Source organism: Halobacillus andaensis (assembly GCF_014636475.1).
Taxonomy (GTDB): domain Bacteria; phylum Bacillota; class Bacilli; order Bacillales; family Halobacillaceae; genus Halobacillus_A; species Halobacillus_A andaensis.
In genome coordinates, this window is the sequence record NZ_BMEL01000001.1 from 1,342,165 (window position 1) to 1,363,016 (window position 20,852).

Sequence of the window (20,852 nt, forward strand, 5' to 3'; positions counted from 1 at the left end):
ACTTAAAAAGGAAGCAGCCACCAAATATGTATCACCATTATGTATATAAGTAAAATCGCGTGAAAAAATAGAAGAAATACGGGGATTAATTTAAATTCGTCGTGCAGCTTTTGAAAACTAATTTTAAGAAAAACGATAGAAGCAATCATAACGATGTAAAATAACATAAACCCAAGATGATAATAATTGGTTGTAGCGGTTATCCCTGTTTCATACCCAATAGCGAAAACAACCCACGGCGCCAAGCAGGCAATGCCGCACACAGCGAACCACTTAAATTCAGCTTTCCCATAGATTAAGGTTATAATAGCAAAAACTAAAGCCAGCACGCCGATTGTCTCTGTCAATACCACAATCGCTCGCTGACCTTCTGTACTTAATGATAATAATACAAACATAAGGAAAGCTATGATGTTTCCTACGTTAATCCAAATCCATTGCCTTTCCGTCATTGAACCTAATGCTCCTTCCATTCCTAACGAATCCTTTCCTGACTATGATTAGAGTCCTATTCCTCATTTTTAGTTGTCGATTTTTCCATAACTGTGAAGAACTCTCTTGTTTCTAAGTTACCCTTCAAGGAGATAATAAAAACACTCCTTTCCTAGAAGGATGTGACTTCATGTTTCCAGACGATTATGAGAAAGCTCTACATTACATGATCTGGGGCCAGTGGGATGATTTACTTGTCCTTATGGTAAGGACGCGCGATCACTTTTTAGCTAAAAAAATCGAGTGTTTCCTTCACGCTTTTCATTACCCAAACCATGAAGCTTCCCTATATGTATCACACGAAAACTTATTACACTATATTGACCATGCCCATGCTACGACGACAAAAACAGAGTATTATGTATAGACAGGCCACCCTTCATCACTAAAAAGAAGGGTGGTTTTTTATCACGTTCGTTCAGGTTTCACCTCGGTGTTCACATTGAAATTCAAGTCGAACAAATCTTTTCGGCGGTCATGCAATTGTCGCACAGTCCCTGATTTTCTTTGCCTTCTTAGTATCTCTAAATCCACATCGCCTATGACGACACTTTCTACATTTGGATTGCATTCGCCTACAATACCGTCACGTGCAAACTCGAAGTCCGAAGGTGTAAAAATCGCCGATTGCGCGTATTGAATATCCATATTTTCTACTTGAGTCATATTGCCAACCGTCCCTGCAATCACGGTGTATACCTGATTTTCCACCGCCCGTGCTTGTGCACAGTAACGAACTCGCAAGTAACCTTGACGGTCGTCGGTACAAAACGGGACAAAAATAATATTAGCCCCTTGATCAACAGCATAACGAGCAAGTTCAGGGAATTGAATATCATAACAAATTTGTATGGCAATTTTTCCGCAATCTGTGTCAAACACTTTCACTGCATCACCTGGCTGGATGCCCCACCACGTCCGTTCATTTGGAGTAATGTGTATTTTATACTGTTTCTCAATGGTTCCGTCACGTCTAAACAAGTAAGAAATGTTATAGATCTGATCGTCCTCTTCCACAAAGTGAGAGCCGCCAATAATATTCACATTGTATTTCACGGCTAAGTGGGTGAACATCTCAATATATTCCTCCGTATACTCCGCTAGCCTCCTGACGGATTTAGATGGAACTTTCTCTTCTAAGAAAGACATGAGCTGGGTCGTAAAGATTTCAGGAAAAACAGCGAAATCCGCTCCGTAATCTGCAGCCACATCAACATAGTATTCGCACTGTCGACTGAACTCTTCGTAAGAATCAATATTTTTCATCATGTATTGAATAACCATGATTCTTACAGGATGACTCGTTTTAAAATGACGCTTCGTTCTTGCCCGGTAGTCAATATTGTTCCATTCCATTAGTGTAGCGTACTTTGAGGAGAGCTCATCATCCGGTAAGTAGTTCGGGTTGATCCGCATGACTGCAAACCCGTTCATGATTTGGAACGTTAGTACAGGATCATAAATGTTTTGGTTACGAACCTCTTCTACATATTCTCTTGGCGACATTTCACTTTCATATTTATGAAAGTTTGGAATCCGGCCTCCAATGATAATACTCTTTAAATTATATTCCCGAGCCAGCTCCTTTCTCGCCTCATATAAACGACGTCCAATTTTCATTCTCCGGAATTCCGGATGCACCATAACCTCAATGCCGTACAAATTATACCCATCAGGATCATGATTCGTAATATACCCTTCATCCGTAATATCGTCCCACGTATGCTTGTCATCATATTCATCAAAATTGACAATCAGGCTTGAACAGCTGCCAATAATTTCATCATCATATTCCACAACAAACTGACCTTCTGGAAAATGGCGCAAATGGCTTTCCAAGTGCTCTCTCTTCCATGGCTCCATGTTAGGAAAACAAAGCTTCTGCAGTTGAAGAAGCTGTTCAATGTCAGCGTCTATCGTATTTCTAACAATCATTTTTTTCTCAAACTGAGATAAGTCTAACTTTGACATCTTCATTAATCCTTTCTTCTCTAGCTTCAACTCTTATTTATCCTACTTAGTTCTTGTCGCACTGTCTAGTTTCTAAAGAACTGTTTAACGAAATGTCTGGACATACCACTGGATCACTTGATTCCACTTGCTATTAAATAGTTTTTCTCTCCAATACAAATCAGCGGTTTGTGATAAAGCGTTATTTCTTGCTGGGTAAGGGTGAATGATCGTGGATAAGGTTTGAAACTTCTTATTTAATGCTTGAATGGTTCCTACTTCTTGCATCCACTCTCCAGCTCCTGGACCAAATGCATGAGCGCCGATTATTTTTCCTTTTTCTGTCGTTATCACTTTAATAAGCCCTGTAGTATTGCGTTCAGCCATAAAGCGATCTGCATCCTTCAGATGGGTTTTAAACGTAAGCAGCTTATCTCCATACGCTTCGAAAGCTTCTTGTTCTGTTAACCCCAGGTGGTAGATTTCCGGTGTGGTATAAACAACCCAGGGCACCTTTTCGTAAGACACTTTCCTTGAGAGACCAAATATAGCATTCGATACGGCAATCTTTCCTTCCATACCTGCTACGTGAGTAAAAGGCATAGATCCATTACAATCACCTACCGCATAGATATGAGGTTTGTTCGTTCGAAGGCGTTGATCTACTTTAATTGCCTCATCTTCTGTTTCAATTCCCGCACGATTTACTTGTAGTTTTTCCACATTCGATTTTCTCCCGGTAGCTACGAGTAAATGACTGGCTTTCACTGATGCCTGGCCGCCCTGCTTGTCAAAATAAACGGTCACCCCTTCTTCGGATGACTCTACACGTTCAACTTGAGAATAAGTAATAACGGTAAGTTTATGAGCAAGTTCTTCTTGAGCTAAAGCTGCAATCTCCTTATCTTCTTTCGCAAGAATGTGGTCAGAACCTTCAAGAATTGTAACATTTATCCCTAAATGAGCCATGGCTTGCGCAAGCTCTACACCAATTACCCCGCCGCCGATCACGACGAGCGAACTCGGTCTTTCCTCTAGTGAAAAAATGGTTTCATTCGTTAAGTAGGGAACGTCGTCTAAACCGCTGATTGCAGGAATAGCCGGGGACGATCCTGTAGCAATGACAATGCGCTTAGCCGTAATAACTTCTTCTCCCACTCTCAGCGTGTGATCATCTTCAAATTGAGCACTTGCTTCATAAATTTTAATCCCCATATCAATAAATCGCTGTTTAGAATCGTGGGTTTGAACATCTTGAACAGCTTCACGAACGCGTGACATAGCTTTATTGAACATTTGATCATATTGCTCATTGGACAATTTCGCATGGATCGCAGTTTCTTGAACTTCAGCCGCAGCTTGAATAAGCGCTTTAGATGGCATACATCCATAGTGTAAGCAATCGCCGCCTAACTCACTTTTACGCTCTATGAGTGCCACGGAAGCACCAAAACTAGCTGCGCCAGCTGCTACAGTAAGCCCTCCGGATCCGCCTCCGATGACGGCTAATTGAAAGTCATAACTCATGAAGAAGCCTCACTTTCGTATTTTTGTGCATACCTTTTGGAGAACTCCTCCATTCGCTTTCGATTAACTCCAAGGTCTGAATACCCCATTCTAGAGGCGGAGCGGAAATGTAGAAATTTAGATTCCTCATCCAAATAAAACTCAACGTCATCCTTAAACCTAAGCACCTTTGACGTGAATGTAAGATGGAGATAGTTTTCTGCTTCATCCTGCATTTCTACTCGTTTCATTTCTTGTGTAATGCTTTTTACAACATCCTTTGTTTTTTTCGTATTAATGATAAAAGGCAATGGCTCCATTCGTTTATCCTTTTGATCCGTTTGAGTTGATACACAATTAGGTGACTTTGGGCATGGTGCTAAACACCCATCTTTAACTCCTAAATATGACTGCGACATTCATCTTCCTCCTCAGCTCATTGACTACTGTTTATATATTCACTATTTTGCCTATAAAAAAACACTTCCACTCAATCCTGGAAATGTTGAATTAAAATTAATGAGGTTTTTGGTTATCCTTTTTGTCCGGCTTGTTGCCTTTCTGGCCATTATTTTGTTGGGATGGATGTTCATCATCTTTTTCTTTAGGTCCAGCATTTTCATTATTCCTTGTACTTTTTTCTTTTGGCTTTTCTGTACGTTGCCCGTCGCTATTAGGGTTATTATTTGTTTCGCTTTCTTCTTTTGCTTTTGCTTTTGCTTTTGCTTTTGCTTTGCCATTCTCTTCTTTTTGCTCAGAAGGGTGGTCTTTCTCTCGATCTTTTTTATTGTTTTTATCTTTTTTACTCTCTTGGTTATTATTTTCGTTGCCTTTTTTCTCTTTATCTTTAGCAGAAGGCTGGTCTCCTTCTGCTAAAGGATCAGCGTCCTCTTTTTTATCTTTTAGTTCAGGCTGTCCACGTTCAAACTTTTGATTAGGAAGCATCAAATCTTCTTCAAAAGGAGTCTCAGAGTTGTTATCTAAAGAAGAATCATTAGGAAGCGTTTCAATTTCAGACGAATCATTTTCTTCATAAAAGGATTGTATAATGGCTTTGTCATCATCTTCAATGGAGTCGCCTTCCGTATTCATATCTTTTGATTCTTCTTCTAATGATTCAGCCATCAATTCATTGACTGAGGTGTCTTCATCTTCCGCTTGTTTACGTACTCCTTTTGGAACGTTATAGGAAGCCAGCATTAAGTTTTCCATCTCTTGATCCAAATAGCTTTCGATCGCTTTAGAAAAATCCACGGCGCTTTCCTTTATGTAGCTGACCCCAATTAAAACTTCTTGATCACTTGTCATATAACCTTCTAATTGACTTAATGAGATCATTTGAAGAGCTACTTCTGAGGCCGGTTTCTTTTTCCAATTATCTATTTTAGTCATCATTTGTTCCGCTTCTTCATTAAGCGGATTTAAGTTTAGCACCTTCATTTGATCATTAACTTCCATCTCAACACTTGGATTAATGTCAACGTTAACGTAGGCGTAAGCTTTATTATTTTCGTGCCAAAAATAAGCAGGGAATAGCGTCAGTAGAATTGCTAATGCAACCGCAGCAAATTTCATACGGTGTACAAGAAACATATTCTTTATACTTGACTCTTTAAAGGGTTGAAAATGAACCTCCATCCCAATATTCGCCCGCTTCAAGCGTTTGGCTTTATGAAAGGTACCATCACTTGCCATAACGATGGTGAATTTTTCGTTCTGCTCCATTACAATACCTTTCCTCACATACCCACACCCTTTAAATATTCTTTTAGATATACGTAATCACCTGCTAAGATGAGTACCATGGCGATGATGAATTTACGATTTCGTTCGAGTGTCTTCTTACTAACGTCTACTTTCATCACTAAATCTTTCATAGGCAGACGTCCTTTTAAAAGTACCTGTTCGCGTAGATCGTCATCATTGTAAACAATCCGAGCCACTTGCACCGCAGATTCTCTTGCATCCACGTGTTTTGGAGATGATTCCGTTAATTCGTTAAACGTCAGTCCATACTTATGCAATTGGGACTGAAACTCAACAATCTCTTCTCGACGGTACCAGGCTTCTGTTTCCAAAACGAACCGGTCTTTCGCAGCTTTAATTTCAGAAGGATTCTCCATTTGTTCATCGTCTACATATTCTTCGTCCAAAGAAACCATTTTAGGTCGCTTTTGCTCATTCCGAATGTAATCAATAACCTTACGTTTGATCACTAATTTCGCAAACGATAAAAATGAGCTTCCTTTATCATAAGAGTAAGCATGAATCGCTTCATTAAAAGCTAATAAACCAACACTGAATTCATCATCTTTCGCAGGGTCGATATATCTTTTACATACTTCAGAAACACTTTTGGCGATAAAAGGTTGATACTGTTTTAGAATTTCGTTTTTTGCTTCGTCGTCTCCCTCTTTAGCAGCTGCTACACGTTCATCAAGGAAGGTGTCTTTCTTTCTTGCCAGGCGCTTGATCAACCTTCATCACCTCCAGCCATTCATACGGTTTCGTATAATTTTTAATTTATTTGGGCGTTTTTTTAAAAAATAATTTCAATTAGATTACAATTTTGTATCAACCATTACAACTGAAGCAGTTTTCACTAATTATATAAAATAGGCATGTTTTGGTATTGTATCGAGCAAGACAATTTTACTTAATATTCTACAAAAATACCAACACATTCGATTTACATTTTGTTAAATAATCATTTCAAAAAACAGTCCAAATGTCTTACATTCCCCCCTGTAGGGATTTCATCCTGAACTAACCAAACATAACTAGTATTTTAGACCTATAAAACAAAAACTGTAGTGGATACGTTTAAAATATTTAATATAGGTTAAACCTTCATTAGCATCGTTCAATGGAGGTGATTAAATGAAAGCATTATTGTTGAACTGCAGTTTGGAAAAAGGATATAAAGAAACCGATACAGAATTTCTACTCGATGAAGCCGCTGCCACTTTCCAAAGTGAAAAAACAGATGTTGAAAGAGTGCACCTCCGTGATTTTCATATTACGTTTGGCATTACCAGTAATTTAGATGGAAATGATGATTGGCCATTTATTTTCAATAAAATTTGCGAAGCAGATATCGTACTTTTTGCTACCCCGATCACCTTAGGAGAAAAAAGCAGTATAGCTACTTTAATTATTGAACGTCTGCAAGGTTATCATGATATGAAAAATCACAAAGGACAGCACCTCTTTTATAATAAAGTTGGAGGTGTTATTGCTGTAGACGGCGGAGATGGCGGGGCAAGGGTCGCTGTTCAATCGATTATGTACAGCCTGTCTATGCTCGGCTTTACAATCCCCCCTCACTCAGGTTCTATTTGCAGCGAATCTTGTCATCCTGATTACATTTCCACTTCTATTCAAACACAAGTGGCTAAAATGAGTACGAATTTAATTAACTTTGCCGAAATCCTAAGCTTCCACCCCATTCCTGTGATGGAAGACACATCTGAAACGTAAAACAGCCCCCTCTTTTATTGAATGAGGGGGCTGTTACTTTCTTCATAGAAATAATCGACTGGAACGGCTAATCCCACGCGTCCATGCTCTTCCTTGCGTGAAGTAGCAAAAACAATAGCGATTACTTCGCCATCTTTATTAATGACAGGACTCCCCGAATTCCCTCTGTAAATTGGAGCATCCAGCATAAGAACAGGACGGTCCCAGCTATTTAGTTCTGTATAATCAATTATGGTTCCTTGATTTGCAATTCCTGTAAAGTTTAATGGGTTTCCTATGAAGGAGAATTCCTCGTCGTGATCAAAAACAGTCTCTTCTGCTAATGGTAAATAAGGAAAATCATTCCCTTCTACTTCTAGAACTGCTAAATCTACCTCAGGCATTCTCTCAACAACTTTGGCTTCGTGAAGACCTGATTCAGGAAAACTCACAGAAATTCTCTTTTCCTCTTCAATCACATGATGATTGGTTAAAATCATGCCGTCAGCGCTGACAGAGAAACCAGTTCCTGTGCTTTCTCCTGCCTCTACGACTACGACCGACTCTTTGTATTCTGCCATTTGATCATTTGTAGAAAGTTTTGCTGATGTCACTAAGAAATCTAACGCAGGTAATGAAAAAGTATTTGGCAGAATGGCCGCAACCATCATAGATGCGATCACATAGAAAATCCACTTAGGAAAAGGTCGTTTAACGGTTGATTTCTTTTCTTTCCTCGCTTTTTCAAGCGCTTTTCTTTTCTCTTCTTGGACAAGTTCATACATTTCTTCATCGTCTATTTCTTCATAGAGATCTTCATCGATGATATCTTTTTTTTCCTCGTCACGATCATCCATTGATCCACCTCGTGAACTAGTATAGGTAACTACTTATACAGCCGGCTCCTTTAAGGCACCTTGCTGCATCTTATACATATGGTGATACTTCCCACCCTTTTTAATAAGAGCTTCGTGCTTCCCTCTTTCTATAATTGTACCACGATCTAACACAAAAATTTGATCAGCCTGCTTAATCGTCGATAATCGATGGGCAATAACCAACGTCGTTCTTCCCTGCTTCAATACGTCTAGAGCTTTCTGAATCAATTGCTCTGTTTCCGTGTCAATGTTGGCTGTAGCTTCATCCAGTATAAGAATCGCAGGATCAAACGCCAGCGCCCTGGCAAACGAGATCAGCTGTCTCTCTCCCATGGACATAGAATCCCCATTTTCTCTTACTGGAGTATCATACTGCTGTGGAAGTTTCTCTATAAAACGATCGGCCCCTACAGCTTTCAATGATTGAATCGCCATTTCCCGGGAAATACTCTTATCGTTCATCGTAACATTCGACAAAATCGTCCCTGAAAAGATGAATGGGTCCTGAAGTACAATACCCATATGACTACGGATTTGCTGTCTTGACCATTCGTTTATAGACTGTTGATCCACTTTCACGGTTCCTTTTTGGTGATCATAAAAGCGAAAGAGCACATTCATAATTGAACTTTTACCAGACCCTGTATGACCGACAAATGCCGCTGTTTCTCCTGGTTTTACTTCAAAAGATATATGGTTCAATACATAATCTTTATCGTTATAGGCAAATGAAACATCGTTAAATTCAATATGACCTTTATAACGCTTCATTGGTGTTTCAGAAACTTTTTCTCCTTCTTCATTCATCAATTCAAACACTCTTCCTGCAGCTACACGCGCTTGTTCTAATTGAGGAAGCTGATTAACGAGATCCGTTACAGGCTGAAATAATCGATTTAAATAATCCACGAAAGCATAAAGCACCCCTACGGTTACAATCCCCTCCGCGCCAAGTGATCCAGATCCGAAATACCATATAAGACCTACAAATGCGATATTTCTAATCACATTCACAAGGTTAAAAGATGTTAATGCACTCAATTTGACTAATTTGCGTGAATAAAAGAAATGTTTATCATTGAGTTTTTCAAAGTCTTGAGATGTCTGCTTTTCTTGACGAAATGCTTGAATAATGGACATGCCTTGAATCGCTTCATTAATATTCCCATTCATGTCGCTAACTGTGGAGCGCACCACCGTGTTGTACTTGCCGCCATAGTACTTATAAACTTTCATCCAAATGAAAATAATTGGAACAACCACTAAACATAACAAAGCAAGTTTTACATCCAATAGAAACAACGCTACATAGATTCCCGTCATATAGAAAACACTCGTTACAAATGTAGCTAATACTTTTACATAAAGTTCTCGAATGGCTTCTGTATCATTTGTAATTCGAGCTACAATTTTTCCGGCTGGTTGATTGACGAAATAAGAGATCGGAAGCCGTTGGACGTGACTAAACAAATCATCCCTCATTTTACGAATAATACGGTTAGATGCTTTCTGTAAAACAAATGTATGGATAAACTGAAAACATGCCGCAACAAGGAGGAGGACTACATAAAGCGCAAGTAACCAATAGATTGATGGTTGTTCAGGTTTAAAAAAAGAGTAAAGTTCTGATAAAGATAATTGATTCGCGTCCACACGAATACTTTGATCTGACTGTTCCACCTGAAGCTGCCCATTTGCAAATGAACGGCTCCCCGTCATGGGGACTTCTTCATCTACAAAATAATACTGCCGGCCGACTTGGAGAATGGTAGCTACTCCTCTGCTTTCTTCCGCACTGCTTAACCGATCATCCCTTTTATATTGTTTATGATCATAAGAAACCGTCCACCGATCTTCTTTTGTTACTTCGTGCCATTGTGTTTCTATTCCTACGATGTGTTCTTCTATTAAATGTTTTGCTATGAAAGGCCCTGTTAGTTCAAGTCCAACAGCAACAATGAGACAGATTAAGCCTATGGCTACACTTTTTTTGAACATAAAAGCATATTGAAATAACCTTCTTTCCGTTGATTGTTGTTTCATTCTGTCCCCTCCTTTAACTGTTGGTGCTCGTATTGCTGCTGATACCAGCCGCCTTTTTGCATTAACTCTTCGTGTCTTCCTTCTTCCACCACTGTTCCTTCATCCAGTACGATAATATGGTCAGCATGAGTCACAGCTGACAATCGATGTGCCGCAATAATGGTCGTTTTGTTCCTTCTCTGTTCTCTTAAATGTTGGATAATCGCAGCTTCTGTCTTCCCATCAACGGCCGACATCGCATCATCGAGCAAGAGAATTTCAGGATTCATAATGAACGCCCTTGCTATACTCACCCTTTGTTTTTGGCCACCGGATAATGTAACGCCGCTTTCACCTACTAGTGTATCTAGGCCTTGAGGCAAAACTTTGATATCTTCTAAAAAGCAGGCGAGCCCTAGTACACGATAGATTTCTTTATCTGAGGCATCGTATTTACCATATTGAATGTTTTCGCGTATCGTTTTTGAGAAGAGGACCTGGTCCTGAGGCACATACCCCATCCATGAACGGCTTCTATCTAAATCAATGTCGTTTAGGTTCACACCATTTACTTTGATCGAACCTTTCATCCCGGAATATTCCCTAAGAAATTGTCGGATAAAGGTCGTCTTCCCTGCTCCTGTTTTACCTACGACACCAATCGTTTCGCCTTGATTAATACGCAGGTTAATACCTTTTAATGCCGGCTTTTTTGTATTTGGGTAAGTAAAAGAGATATCGTTATATTCGATTCGTTTAGGTTGTTCTACATGGGCAGGTTGTGCTGGCGAAGACACATCAGGCCGTTGCTCAAGCGTGTCGTTGACTCGGTCAAGCGACGCATTTCCTCGCTGCAGCACATTAATGAGCTCGCCCACAGCAAACATCGGCCAAATCAACATCCCTAAATAGACATTAAACGAAACCATTTCTCCCAGCGTAATGACATTCTGGAAGACTAGTGAAGAGCCATATCCTAAGCCAATCGTGTATGCTACTCCTACTAAAACAGTTATCGTCGGTTCAAATAACGCATCCATTTTTGCTACAGCCACATTTTTGTTGTACACTTCATTCGTCATGCGCTGAAAGGCTTCTTCATCATTTTTCTCTTGAACGAAAGCTCGGATGACTCGTACGCCTCGCACGGATTCCAGCACATTGTTATTTAAATCTCCAAACGAGTCCTGAGCTTCCATAAACCTTGCGTGAATGACCTTTCCATATCTATTCATGACAACAGCCATGATTGGCAAGGGCAGCAAAGCTGCTAAAGTAAGCTTAAAGCTTATGGTGAACCCCATCATAAGTATGATTAAAATCATAAAAACCGTTGAATCCACTAAAGTTAAGATTCCGAAGCCTGAGGTCATCATGACGGCCTTTAAATCGTTGGTAGATCGTGCCATTAAATCTCCAACTTTGTTGCTTTGAAAGAACCTTGGGGTCATTCGTAAAAAGTGATTCATGAGCCGGGAACGCATTGTCCTCTCTAATGTTGCGGCTCCACTAAATAACGTGTAATCCCACATGTAAGATAACGAATAACTTACAAAGATAATACCTCCATAAATCATTAAAATTTCAATTAATCTTTCCATCGTTAACGTGTTAAATTGAATTTCATCAATCGCCATCCCCACTAACTTTGGGGGAATTAAGTCAATCGCACTAACGACAATTAGTGCTGCAATTGCAAACGTGTATCGCTTCCAATATTCTTTAAAAAACCATCCTAACTTAAATAAAACATTAAACATCTAATCATCCTTTCCACCTGTAAACAGCTAGCCACTCTCTTTCCAATCTTTTAACGTTTTCTTTTCAGCTTTTTGTTGATCCATCTTTCCTTCCTCCTTCTTTATTGATTTATGTGAAGCGGTTGAAACCGCTTAACGACAAAAAAGCATACGTACGTGACGTATGCTTAAAAAAATCAAATAAAACGGGCCACGTGCATACGTGGCCCAATTGCTTCCAGGTAACGTTGTTTTAGAAGAAACGCAGAGGCCACGACCATATAAAGTTCATGCGTAATTCAATCATGTGCTTTTCCATGATCGTGACCTCCTTTACTTAATGATTATTTATTATATAGTTTTCGGAAAATTATTGCAATAGAATTTGAAAATTTTACAAATTGAATCGCCCTTCGCTTATAAAGATTAACAAAGCCAGCACAGCTACAATGATAAATATAAAAATCATCGACAAACGGCGGGATACATTCGCTTTCTGCACTTCTCTCCATTGCACAGGACGAATCCCGCTAATCGAAAAAATCACCACTGCAGCTAAGAGGATGGACATAATATTGACGGTTACCAACAGAAAAGCACCATAAGCAAAATCCCATTCCGCGCTTCCTATCGACATGCCTAAAGCAACAGAGGGAGGGAGAAGCGCAACAGCTACCATTACACCCACCAAGTTTCCAGACAATCGGTTGAGAAACGCCAAAGCTCCAGCTGCTCCTGAAGCCACCCCTAAAATAACGTCAATGATCGTGACTTCGGTTCGACTTAAATATTGCTTCGTCTCTAAATCCAGATTCATCACCCCGGCAAAAAGAACAGAAATGCCAACGACAATGAATACCCCTATAAACGAAGTAAAGGCTGATTTACCGAGAATTTTATAATTCCCAAGAATGGAGGAAAACGCAACAGCAATCACGGGACCGATCATAGGGGCTATAACCATAGCCCCTATCACTACTGCTTCGCTGTCCTTTAGAAAACCAGTCGTAGCAACGATGGCTGATAATAAAATGAGAAGTAAATAATTCCATGTAACTTTACTATTTTTTTCAATTGTAGTTAAGAGCTCCTGGCGGCTCGCTCTTTTCAGCTTCGCTTTTTGGTTCTCCTCTTCTTCTTTATCTTTCGACTTAATTGTATGCTTAGAAAAATAAGCTCTCACAGGTAATAGAACGGTTTCTAACCCTTCCACCTGATAAGAAACTTCTTCTAAATCATTTAATATATCTTCCACATTTCCTGTTCTAGAAAGAATACGAAATAACGTTCTTCCGTCCTTTTGAGTTTCAATCCAATACGACTCATATACGTAATCGTCTAACTTTTTATGAAACAATTCAAGGTGTGACGGAGGAACATGAACTTCTACGAGCTGTAAACTCATGGCTGCTCCCTCCTTTATTAAATACCTGTTTTCGTTTTATCTTTTCCTTTATTTTATAGACTGATGCTTATACGAATGAAATAAAATAATCATTTATGGTAAAAATAAAACGAAATGCGGAAGTAAAGGAGATCATTGAATGACTAAAAAATTAACCACAAATGAAATAGGAACACTTTGGACTCAAAACTTGCAGGCAGGAATGTCAATCCAAGTGTTGAAATACTTCTTAGAAACGGTGGAAGATGAAAACATTAAAGAAATTATAGACCAAGCTTTTCAAGTATCGAATGACGTATATGAACAAACCCAACACTATTTAGAAGCAGGGGATCTCCCTATTCCCGTAGGTTTTACTGAAGATGACGTTAACTTAGAAGCTCCTAAACTTTTTTCTGATGCCTTACTGCTTCAATTTGTTGAGAACATGGGCAAAGCCGGATTATTGGCCTACAGCGTATCCTTGTCTTCAAGTGTGACTCAGGAAGTCCGCTCCTTTTATTCAAACATCTTGATAGACACGACCAAATTCTTCAATAGTGCTGTTACGACGTCGATATCGAAAGGAATATTTACAAGCTCTCCCCAAATTGAGATTGAGAAAGAAGTTGAATTTGTAAAAGGAAAAAAATACTTAAGTCCTTTTCATAAGCGCTCTTTAAATGCAGTTGAGATGACTCACCTGTTTGAAAACATAAAGAGCAACGCAGTTGGTGAGTTATTGTGTACCGGATTTGCTCAAACAACAAACAGTAAGAAAGTCCAAACCTTTATGATTAAAGGACGGGATACCTCTCAAAAGCATATTAAATTATTCACTCAGCAATTTAACGAATCTAATATCCATCCGCCAATGGGCTCTTCAGCCTACGTTACTCAATCGACAATCGCTCCTTTTACAAATAAATTGATTGTTTTTCTCATCAGTGTATTAACGAGTACTGGGCAGGGCAACTATTCTACTGCCTCTTCTGCAAGTCTTCGTTATGATCTTGTGCTGCTGTATCAGAAGCTCGCCATTGAGACGGGTCTATACGCTAAAGATGGACTTGACCTCATGATTAAAAACCAATGGTTAGAAGAACCTCCCCAAGCGGTAAATCGAACGAAGCTATTTGACCTTATTAAGGAATAGGTCAACTTATGAAAAACAAAAGATTAGAAGTTTTATTCTGGAGTGTCGCTTTTCCAGGGTTTGGGCAGCTGCTTAATCACCAATTTTTAAAAGGGATTTTTTTCATTCTATTGGAAGTGGTTATTAATGTATATAGTCATTTTAATACCGCGATCCTTTTGAGTTTTCAAGGAAAGATCGCAGAGGCTGCTGAGACAACGGATTACCAATGGCTTATGTTTTACCCTTGTATTTACACGTTTGCGATTTGGGATGCTTATAAACAGGCAGGGGCAGATTCTGACACACCACCGCTATCGTTTCTTCCCTTCGCTTTTTCCGCCTATTTCGTTACCGTTGGGGTAATTTATTCTGCTGAATTCAAGGTGAACGGGGTGCTTTTAGGTCCGATATGGCTTCCTATCCTTTTTCTCATTCCCGGCATAGGAATTGGACTTCTAGTCAGAACCATCATCATGAGGTTTGTAGCGGTTAAGACATAAAAAGGTATCGCCAGGCGGCCGAAAAAGCTTCGAGAAGCCACTTAAAAAGTGCTTTTAAGTCAAAAAGGTAGAAATTCACCTACTCTATTTAGGTGAATTTCTAACTTTTTAATATTCAAATTTGCACATTTCATCATTCAGTTATGGAAAATAATTAGTTCTTCATGGTCTCGCGTAAAGCCCGAGGAGGCACACCATTCAGAGTCGTTTCCTAAATCCCTTTACTCTATCTTACAAAAGCGAAACTAAGGTTTCTCTACTAGCTAAGGCTAGGCCGTATAATAACGTCCTAGCCTGGTTTTTATAGAGAAATTCCTGTACCTGTTATATGGACCTCTACATTTATGTTTACCGGTACGTCAGGGTACTGCTCTTCCCATTTTTCTTTATCAAAATTTCGATACCTGTTTTTTAAAAGGTTTCCCAGACCTAAAGGATCCGTATTTGCTTCTTGAAATTGCTGGACTAAGGCTTCTGCTCTTTCCTTAAATTGTTCCTTGTATTTCTCTTCGATCTCAGCTACAAGTTCAGGAGTTTGTACACTATCGACATCTCTTTGTTTCATTTCATTAATAAACCCAGTTACCTTGATGTTTATATCGAACTGAGGCATTTCTTTACTGTTATCTATTTTATAGTTTACAGTTGAGTCGGTTACTTCAATTCCTACATTACCTAAGCTTTCTTGAGCTGTCTTTATGTTAGCTGCTCCTTGGTTTACTTCCTCTTTCAAAAATTTTAAAGTTAACGCATCCTCTTCAGAAACAACCGATACAAACTTTCCCCCATCAAATAAAGCTACGCCTGATATTTCGATGTGACCATTTTTCTTTGCAATATACGGTAAAAAACCATCTATTCCATCTGCATAGTAAGCGTACAAAAAAGAATGCAGATTCGCTTCTGGAAAATTACGTTGACTATTATTTTCAATAACCCCTTTCACATATTTCGCAGTCGTCTCATTTTGCTCGTATTTCTCTTCAATTAACTCTTGCACATTCCCATCTACGATCCCCATATAGATATTACGTCCCACTCTAGGGTCACGACTTAATACATCTAAAAACTCTTCAATTCCATCTTGCGCTATTCGCTCATCATAAAGAGTGACAGCTAATTTCCCCATCGATAATGGTTTAGAAGATTCTCTCTCTACTTTCTCACTAAAGTCCTTTATGGACTCTGCTGTGATCGTTAAGTTTAACTCTTCTACTGTTCGAGTTGAACCTTCCCCATAATGAGGGATTCCGACCGTTCCTTTCAATTGTTTTTCATCCACATAGTCATAGCCTAGAATTTGAACGATTGCCCGGTCTTCCACACTATAAATCGTTTGACACCCAGCTAACAACACCACGACAAGCAGCCAATACCCTTTTCGCTTCATTTTTGATTCCTCACTTTATGGAGTAACACCATTAATACGTACAATATTGGAATATACAAAAGAAAATAAAAACCTACTTCTCCTGTAAATGTGTTCACCTTATCTACTACTTGGCGGTCATTCAGAAATAAAGCAGCTGCGTAAAGGATAAAGCAATAAATAACAATCATTACTTTTTGATTGGCATTGAATATTCGTTTAGGAATACGACTCGCCCCCCACATAGCTAAGCAAATATTAGGCACTATAGCGTACACCCATAAGGCGATTCCGATGTATTCAAAACGTTCGATAAACGGAAACTCAACAATTTTCCATAAAGAAATCGTCCCCCACGTTACATGTTCAAGCTGCTCTTCACTGTAATAGATAAAGGCTACAAGAGCAGTCGCTAAATAGATTAAAACTGTATAAAATACACCAAAATGTGCCCATTTGATGGACTTTTGAGGATCTTTTATAAACGGATAAAAAATCAGCAGCAGTTCAATCCCTAAGAAACTTAGAATACTCGCCTTAGACGATTTTAAAAAATCAAGTAAGCTATGATCGATGACAGGATATAAATAATTAACTTCTCCTACTTCAATCGGAAAAAACTTCAACAATAGCAGCGGAATCGTTAACACAACGCTGATCATACAAAAACCAGTAACTAGACGAAATCCGCCGATTACTAAATAATAGATCAGCCCTAGAAATACAAAAGTGAAAATTTCTACTCGAAGGCTGGGAAACACCCACACTTGAATCACTTCAATAAACGTACGTAACACAGTAAGGGCTAACAGTAAAAAATAGAAACTAAAGAACAGACTAAACAGTCCGCCTATATGCTTTCCAAACAGGTCTTTATGAATAGCTACAATGTCTCCTCCACTTTTTTTGAGAATCTCATATACCATCCATAGTAAAAGATGAATGAATGCCCCAGCTAATAGGAGTGAAATCCAAGAGTCAAAGCCTGAGTGCTCAGCTATATAACTCTCGAATCCTAATATTCCCACTCCTACTTGCATGGAATGAATAATAAAAAATACAAACATCGGAGTGATAAGGAATTGTTCAGGTATACGAACACTATTTGTATTTGAAAGTTTATTCATCCACGTCCCTCTTCTCAGATGTACGTTTAATGTTAAATCTGACAGCATCAACTGGGCGAGTCTGCATTGGGCGTTCCGACTGTTTGTTAAATGGCAGACGAATAAACGCATCTCTTAAATCGCGAAACCGTAATGGATAAATTGGAGCGAAGAATGGACGGCCAATTGACTTTAATTTGATCAAATGTCCAATATAAAATGCCATCACCATCGATACTCCAATTAACCCCCACATTTGCGCACCCAGCAGAAACGGAAATCGAATAAGGCGAATGGTGTTACCGATCTGATACACAGGTGTGGTAAAGGACGCCAGCGCTGCCAGCGCGACAATGATCAGGAGAACATTACTCGTTAGTCCTGCATCCACTGCAGCGGTTCCAATAACAATTCCGCCTACAATACCAATCGTTTGACCGATTTTTGTAGGGAGCCTGGCTCCTGCTTCCCTAAGCAATTCAATGGTTAATTCTAAAATAATAACTTCCAAAATCGGAGGAAAAGGAATGTCAGCTCTTGAAGATACAATCGTCGACATTAACTCCTCAGGAATCATTTCATGATGATAGGTTAAAATGGCAACATATAAAGAAGTACTAAGCACAGAAAAAAATACAGCAAACAGGCGAATTAAACGAAAGACACTGGCTAAGGGCCACGGTAAAAAATAGTCATCAGAGGAAGAAAAAAATTCTACTACGGTGGTAGGACATGTTAAAACATGGGGGGAACCGTCTACGATAATTGCAATTTTCCCCTCAACAATAACTTCCACCGCACGGTCCGGCCGTTCTGTATCTAATAGCTGGGGAAAAGGGGAAGTAGAGTTGTCCGCGATCATCTGGGTAATAAATGAACTGTCAATAATCTGATCATATTCAATATCCTGCAATCTCTGTAGGACCGTATTTACGTTATCTGGATCGGCAATCCCATCTATGTACACGACACCTACCCTTGTCTTAGTTATCTTTCCTACGGTAACTTCTTTCATCGTAAATTGCGGAAGAGTTAAGCGTTTGCGCATTAAATTCATATTTTTATCGATGGATTCAACAAATGCTTCTTTCGGCCCTACGACACTAAACTCAACTTCAGGAATAGAAACTTTTCTTCCTTCAACTGTTACTGCCGGAATAAGCAATACGCCTGGATCATTTTCTTTTAATTGAATAGCAATGTGCCCTGTCATCATTTTTTGTCTAACCAAGGATGGATCATCCGTAATCTGAAGATCTTCCACTGGAAGAAGATTTTTTAAATCATCAAGCGTATAAACAGTGTGCTGCTTAAGTACGGGCAAAACGGAATGGTTAAGAAGCTTTGGTTCACTTAACGTTCCAACGTAGGAAACGATATAACCGCTTACCCCAGCTTGGTAGGATTTAAAGTCGTCTGATTTCTTCAAGGTTTTGAATAACGTTTCCAACGTCTCCTCTGCCTTGGCATTTAACTCATCCTGTTTTTCTTCTTGTACTCGTTTCCGCTTCCATTTCCACATGATTAATCTCCTTAACCGTATTCATTTATCCCAGTCTTCTTTACGTTTATTGTTCACTACACCTTGTTTTTTTATGCGAATTTGGGAAAGCTATGGGAAAGGAGGAAATGACTTGATTTACGCATATATCATCCCATTGTTCGTCTTGGCAGCTTTTTTTCTATCTATCTTTTTCTTGTTTAATTTAATAGCAAAAATCATCTTATTTTCTTTTCTACTTATTATTATGTTTCTCCCATTCTTAGTCATTTATAAAGAAGAAGTTCGGGATAAGGAGCCTGTGACTCAAAAAGAAAGTAAATAAAAAGATACCGGGACATAAGTAAGATAACGATGTAAAAAAAGAACATTCCTATAAACGCAGGTCATTAGCGTAGTCTTAAATGCGGAGACTCCTGTGGGAACAGCGCGAGCCGAAGATCCCGCAGGAAAGCGAAGTGTTTTGACGGAGCGATGGTGAAAATCGTTTCTTGGCACATAAATAATCCGAACTGATTTCAATAAAATCGTTCGGATTATTTTATGCTTTATTCAGTTTTGTCCCCGCCTGTTTCGCGAATTACGAATTAATCTGGTCAGGGTGTGAACCTACTCTGCGATCACAATGAAGGTTATTGATCTCGTTCATCTCTAGTTTTGTTAAACTGAAATCATATATATTTACATTCTCAACCTGTCGTTCTTTATGGGTGGACTTAGGAATCGTCACTATTCCATGCTGCAGGTCCCACCTTAAAATAATTTGAGCAGGAGATTTTCCGTACTTTCCCCCTAACTGAAGCAGTAAAGGGTGATCTAAATATGTAGCGCGGGCTAGTGGAGACCACGCTTCAAGTTGGATCCCCCGTTGTTGACAATAGTGAAGCAATTCCTTTAAATAAAGCTGTGGATGAAACTCAACTTGATTGATCATGGGCACGATTTCGGCTTCTAAAAGCAAATCATCCAAATGATGCTGCAAGAAATTACTCACTCCAATCGCTCGTACTTTTCCTTCATAGTAAAGCTTCTCGAGCGCTTTCCACGTTTGTTTAAATTGATTGGGGACGGGCCAATGAATTAAATACAAATCCACGTAATCCATTTGCAGACGTTTCAGACTTCGTTCAAAGGCTTGAAGTGTCTCCTCATACCCTTGTTCGTCATTCCATACTTTCGTCGTGACAAACAATTCCTCTCTCGAAATCCCGCTGTCCTTGATCGCTTTCCCTACCCCTTCTTCATTTCCATAAAAAGATGCTGTATCAATATGACGATACCCAACGTTCAAAGCAGATTGAACAGTTTGATAAACTTCTTCTCCTCGATCGACTTTGTATACGCCTAGTCCAAGCTGAGGAATTTTAACACCGTTTGATAGTTCAACTGTAGTTTCTAAGTTCAAAAAAATCTCTCCCTAATCAACAATATTATTGTACTCATCCCCTTGTCTATTAAAAGATAAACAGTAAAAAAAGAACCTGTAATAAGCAGGTTCTCAGACTGTCGAAAAAGCTTGGTTGGATGTAAACATAGTATCACTCGGTTCCTCCCTTATGGTCTGAAGAAAAGGAACAGGAAAAAAGCGCCGCTTTCCGCGGGGCAAGACGGAAAGTCTCCTCGGTCTGCTCGTCCCGCAGGAGTCGTCACTTTTTCCGTTCCTTTTGATCAAAATTGGCTTTCGGAACCATTGAGGTATGGAGCATTGTTGAAGAGCGTAGCGTAGCTTAGCCGCCACTAGGTCTAGTGATCTTTTAACGAAAAAGGGTTCTAGAAACGGCGACACTCCTATGGGAGATACGAATAAG

The 20,852-nt window shown here is 39.3% G+C and carries 19 protein-coding genes; 5 read left to right on the forward strand and 14 right to left on the reverse strand.

Annotation, left to right across the window (positions count from 1 at the left end; translation table 11 throughout):
• Window positions 1-2 precede the first annotated feature (2 nt).
• Window positions 3-473 (reverse strand): hypothetical protein, encoded by a 471-nt coding sequence (locus IEV27_RS07005; protein ID WP_188376707.1) that lies wholly within the window; start codon window positions 471-473, stop codon window positions 3-5.
• 149 nt (window positions 474-622) lie between these two features.
• Here IEV27_RS07005 and IEV27_RS07010 point away from each other — a divergent pair, with 149 nt between their 5' ends.
• Complete coding sequence (locus IEV27_RS07010; protein ID WP_188376708.1) at window positions 623-859, forward strand: YhdB family protein; 237 nt, start codon at window positions 623-625, stop codon at window positions 857-859.
• Between the two features lie 41 nt (window positions 860-900).
• Here IEV27_RS07010 and IEV27_RS07015 read toward each other — a convergent pair whose 3' ends face one another.
• From IEV27_RS07015 to sigI, 5 genes are all read right to left on the reverse strand, one after another.
• The gene (locus tag IEV27_RS07015; RefSeq protein ID WP_188376709.1) at window positions 901-2,463 is read right to left on the reverse strand and encodes a GNAT family N-acetyltransferase; all 1,563 of its coding nucleotides are present in this window, start codon (window positions 2,461-2,463) and stop codon (window positions 901-903) included.
• Between the two features lie 84 nt (window positions 2,464-2,547).
• Window positions 2,548-3,969, reverse strand: a complete 1,422-nt coding sequence (locus tag IEV27_RS07020) for a dihydrolipoyl dehydrogenase family protein (protein ID WP_188376710.1) — start codon at window positions 3,967-3,969, stop codon at window positions 2,548-2,550.
• Complete coding sequence (locus IEV27_RS07025; RefSeq protein WP_188376711.1) at window positions 3,966-4,367, reverse strand: DUF1499 domain-containing protein; 402 nt, start codon at window positions 4,365-4,367, stop codon at window positions 3,966-3,968. Before IEV27_RS07025 ends, IEV27_RS07020 begins: the two co-directional genes overlap by 4 nt.
• A 97-nt stretch (window positions 4,368-4,464) precedes the next feature.
• On the reverse strand, window positions 4,465-5,691 hold the full coding sequence (locus tag IEV27_RS07030; protein ID WP_188376712.1) for an anti-sigma factor domain-containing protein: 1,227 nt from the start codon (window positions 5,689-5,691) through the stop codon (window positions 4,465-4,467).
• Entirely contained in the window at window positions 5,688-6,425 is a 738-nt protein-coding gene (gene sigI / locus IEV27_RS07035) for an RNA polymerase sigma factor SigI (protein ID WP_188376713.1), read from the reverse strand. Before sigI ends, IEV27_RS07030 begins: the two co-directional genes overlap by 4 nt.
• 403 nt (window positions 6,426-6,828) lie before the next feature.
• On the opposite strand from sigI, the gene IEV27_RS07040 reads away from it, so the two are divergent.
• Window positions 6,829-7,428 (forward strand): flavodoxin family protein, encoded by a 600-nt coding sequence (locus IEV27_RS07040; protein ID WP_188376714.1) that lies wholly within the window; start codon window positions 6,829-6,831, stop codon window positions 7,426-7,428.
• Between the two features lie 14 nt (window positions 7,429-7,442).
• Here IEV27_RS07040 and IEV27_RS07045 read toward each other — a convergent pair whose 3' ends face one another.
• The 4 genes from IEV27_RS07045 to IEV27_RS07060 all read right to left on the reverse strand — a co-directional run bounded on the left by IEV27_RS07045 (window position 7,443) and on the right by IEV27_RS07060 (window position 13,451).
• Window positions 7,443-8,264, reverse strand: coding sequence for a S1C family serine protease (locus IEV27_RS07045; protein ID WP_188376715.1), 822 nt, complete (start codon window positions 8,262-8,264; stop codon window positions 7,443-7,445).
• A gap of 33 nt (window positions 8,265-8,297) precedes the next feature.
• The gene (locus tag IEV27_RS07050; protein ID WP_188376716.1) at window positions 8,298-10,328 is read right to left on the reverse strand and encodes an ABC transporter ATP-binding protein; all 2,031 of its coding nucleotides are present in this window, start codon (window positions 10,326-10,328) and stop codon (window positions 8,298-8,300) included.
• Window positions 10,325-12,067 (reverse strand): ABC transporter ATP-binding protein, encoded by a 1,743-nt coding sequence (locus tag IEV27_RS07055; protein ID WP_188376717.1) that lies wholly within the window; start codon window positions 12,065-12,067, stop codon window positions 10,325-10,327. The genes IEV27_RS07050 and IEV27_RS07055 overlap by 4 nt, the downstream gene beginning before the upstream one ends.
• A 373-nt stretch (window positions 12,068-12,440) precedes the next feature.
• Window positions 12,441-13,451: a TIGR00341 family protein gene (locus IEV27_RS07060; protein ID WP_188376718.1), complete on the reverse strand. Its 1,011-nt coding sequence runs from the start codon at window positions 13,449-13,451 to the stop codon at window positions 12,441-12,443.
• Between the two features lie 139 nt (window positions 13,452-13,590).
• On the opposite strand from IEV27_RS07060, the gene IEV27_RS07065 reads away from it, so the two are divergent.
• Window positions 13,591-14,586: a DUF3231 family protein gene (locus IEV27_RS07065; protein ID WP_188376719.1), complete on the forward strand. Its 996-nt coding sequence runs from the start codon at window positions 13,591-13,593 to the stop codon at window positions 14,584-14,586.
• An 8-nt stretch (window positions 14,587-14,594) separates the two neighbouring features.
• Window positions 14,595-15,068 (forward strand): hypothetical protein, encoded by a 474-nt coding sequence (locus IEV27_RS07070; RefSeq protein ID WP_188376720.1) that lies wholly within the window; start codon window positions 14,595-14,597, stop codon window positions 15,066-15,068.
• A 301-nt stretch (window positions 15,069-15,369) separates the two neighbouring features.
• On the opposite strand, the gene IEV27_RS07075 is transcribed toward IEV27_RS07070, so the two are convergent.
• From IEV27_RS07075 to IEV27_RS07085, 3 genes are read right to left on the reverse strand one after another with little or no spacing between them, the layout of a single operon-like run.
• Complete coding sequence (locus tag IEV27_RS07075) at window positions 15,370-16,458, reverse strand: Ger(x)C family spore germination protein (RefSeq protein ID WP_188376721.1); 1,089 nt, start codon at window positions 16,456-16,458, stop codon at window positions 15,370-15,372.
• Window positions 16,455-17,564 carry a GerAB/ArcD/ProY family transporter gene (locus IEV27_RS07080; RefSeq protein WP_188376722.1) on the reverse strand — a complete coding sequence of 370 codons (1,110 nt, stop codon included), beginning with the start codon at window positions 17,562-17,564 and terminating at the stop codon, window positions 16,455-16,457. Before IEV27_RS07080 ends, IEV27_RS07075 begins: the two co-directional genes overlap by 4 nt.
• On the reverse strand, window positions 17,557-19,065 hold the full coding sequence (locus IEV27_RS07085) for a spore germination protein (protein ID WP_188376723.1): 1,509 nt from the start codon (window positions 19,063-19,065) through the stop codon (window positions 17,557-17,559). Before IEV27_RS07085 ends, IEV27_RS07080 begins: the two co-directional genes overlap by 8 nt.
• Window positions 19,066-19,177: 112 nt before the next feature.
• Here IEV27_RS07085 and IEV27_RS07090 point away from each other — a divergent pair, with 112 nt between their 5' ends.
• Window positions 19,178-19,369 carry a hypothetical protein gene (locus IEV27_RS07090; RefSeq protein WP_188376724.1) on the forward strand — a complete coding sequence of 64 codons (192 nt, stop codon included), beginning with the start codon at window positions 19,178-19,180 and terminating at the stop codon, window positions 19,367-19,369.
• A gap of 255 nt (window positions 19,370-19,624) precedes the next feature.
• Here IEV27_RS07090 and IEV27_RS07095 read toward each other — a convergent pair whose 3' ends face one another.
• Entirely contained in the window at window positions 19,625-20,449 is an 825-nt protein-coding gene (locus IEV27_RS07095; RefSeq protein ID WP_245345295.1) for an aldo/keto reductase, read from the reverse strand.
• Between the last annotated feature and the right edge of the window lie 403 nt (window positions 20,450-20,852).

Coding starts and splice junctions, on each gene's coding strand:
- IEV27_RS07050 (WP_188376716.1), bottom strand. CDS start 10,328: ATGAAACAACAATCAACGGAAAGAAGGTTATTTCAATATGCTTTTATG.
- IEV27_RS07070 (WP_188376720.1), top strand. CDS start 14,595: ATGAAAAACAAAAGATTAGAAGTTTTATTCTGGAGTGTCGCTTTTCCA.
- IEV27_RS07075 (WP_188376721.1), bottom strand. CDS start 16,458: ATGAAGCGAAAAGGGTATTGGCTGCTTGTCGTGGTGTTGTTAGCTGGG.
- IEV27_RS07055 (WP_188376717.1), bottom strand. CDS start 12,067: ATGTTTAATGTTTTATTTAAGTTAGGATGGTTTTTTAAAGAATATTGG.
- IEV27_RS07060 (WP_188376718.1), bottom strand. CDS start 13,451: ATGAGTTTACAGCTCGTAGAAGTTCATGTTCCTCCGTCACACCTTGAA.
- IEV27_RS07020 (WP_188376710.1), bottom strand. CDS start 3,969: ATGAGTTATGACTTTCAATTAGCCGTCATCGGAGGCGGATCCGGAGGG.
- IEV27_RS07045 (WP_188376715.1), bottom strand. CDS start 8,264: ATGGATGATCGTGACGAGGAAAAAAAAGATATCATCGATGAAGATCTC.
- IEV27_RS07040 (WP_188376714.1), top strand. CDS start 6,829: ATGAAAGCATTATTGTTGAACTGCAGTTTGGAAAAAGGATATAAAGAA.
- IEV27_RS07010 (WP_188376708.1), top strand. CDS start 623: ATGTTTCCAGACGATTATGAGAAAGCTCTACATTACATGATCTGGGGC.
- IEV27_RS07065 (WP_188376719.1), top strand. CDS start 13,591: ATGACTAAAAAATTAACCACAAATGAAATAGGAACACTTTGGACTCAA.
- IEV27_RS07085 (WP_188376723.1), bottom strand. CDS start 19,065: ATGTGGAAATGGAAGCGGAAACGAGTACAAGAAGAAAAACAGGATGAG.
- IEV27_RS07025 (WP_188376711.1), bottom strand. CDS start 4,367: ATGTCGCAGTCATATTTAGGAGTTAAAGATGGGTGTTTAGCACCATGC.
- IEV27_RS07015 (WP_188376709.1), bottom strand. CDS start 2,463: ATGTCAAAGTTAGACTTATCTCAGTTTGAGAAAAAAATGATTGTTAGA.
- IEV27_RS07005 (WP_188376707.1), bottom strand. CDS start 473: ATGGAAGGAGCATTAGGTTCAATGACGGAAAGGCAATGGATTTGGATT.
- IEV27_RS07080 (WP_188376722.1), bottom strand. CDS start 17,564: ATGAATAAACTTTCAAATACAAATAGTGTTCGTATACCTGAACAATTC.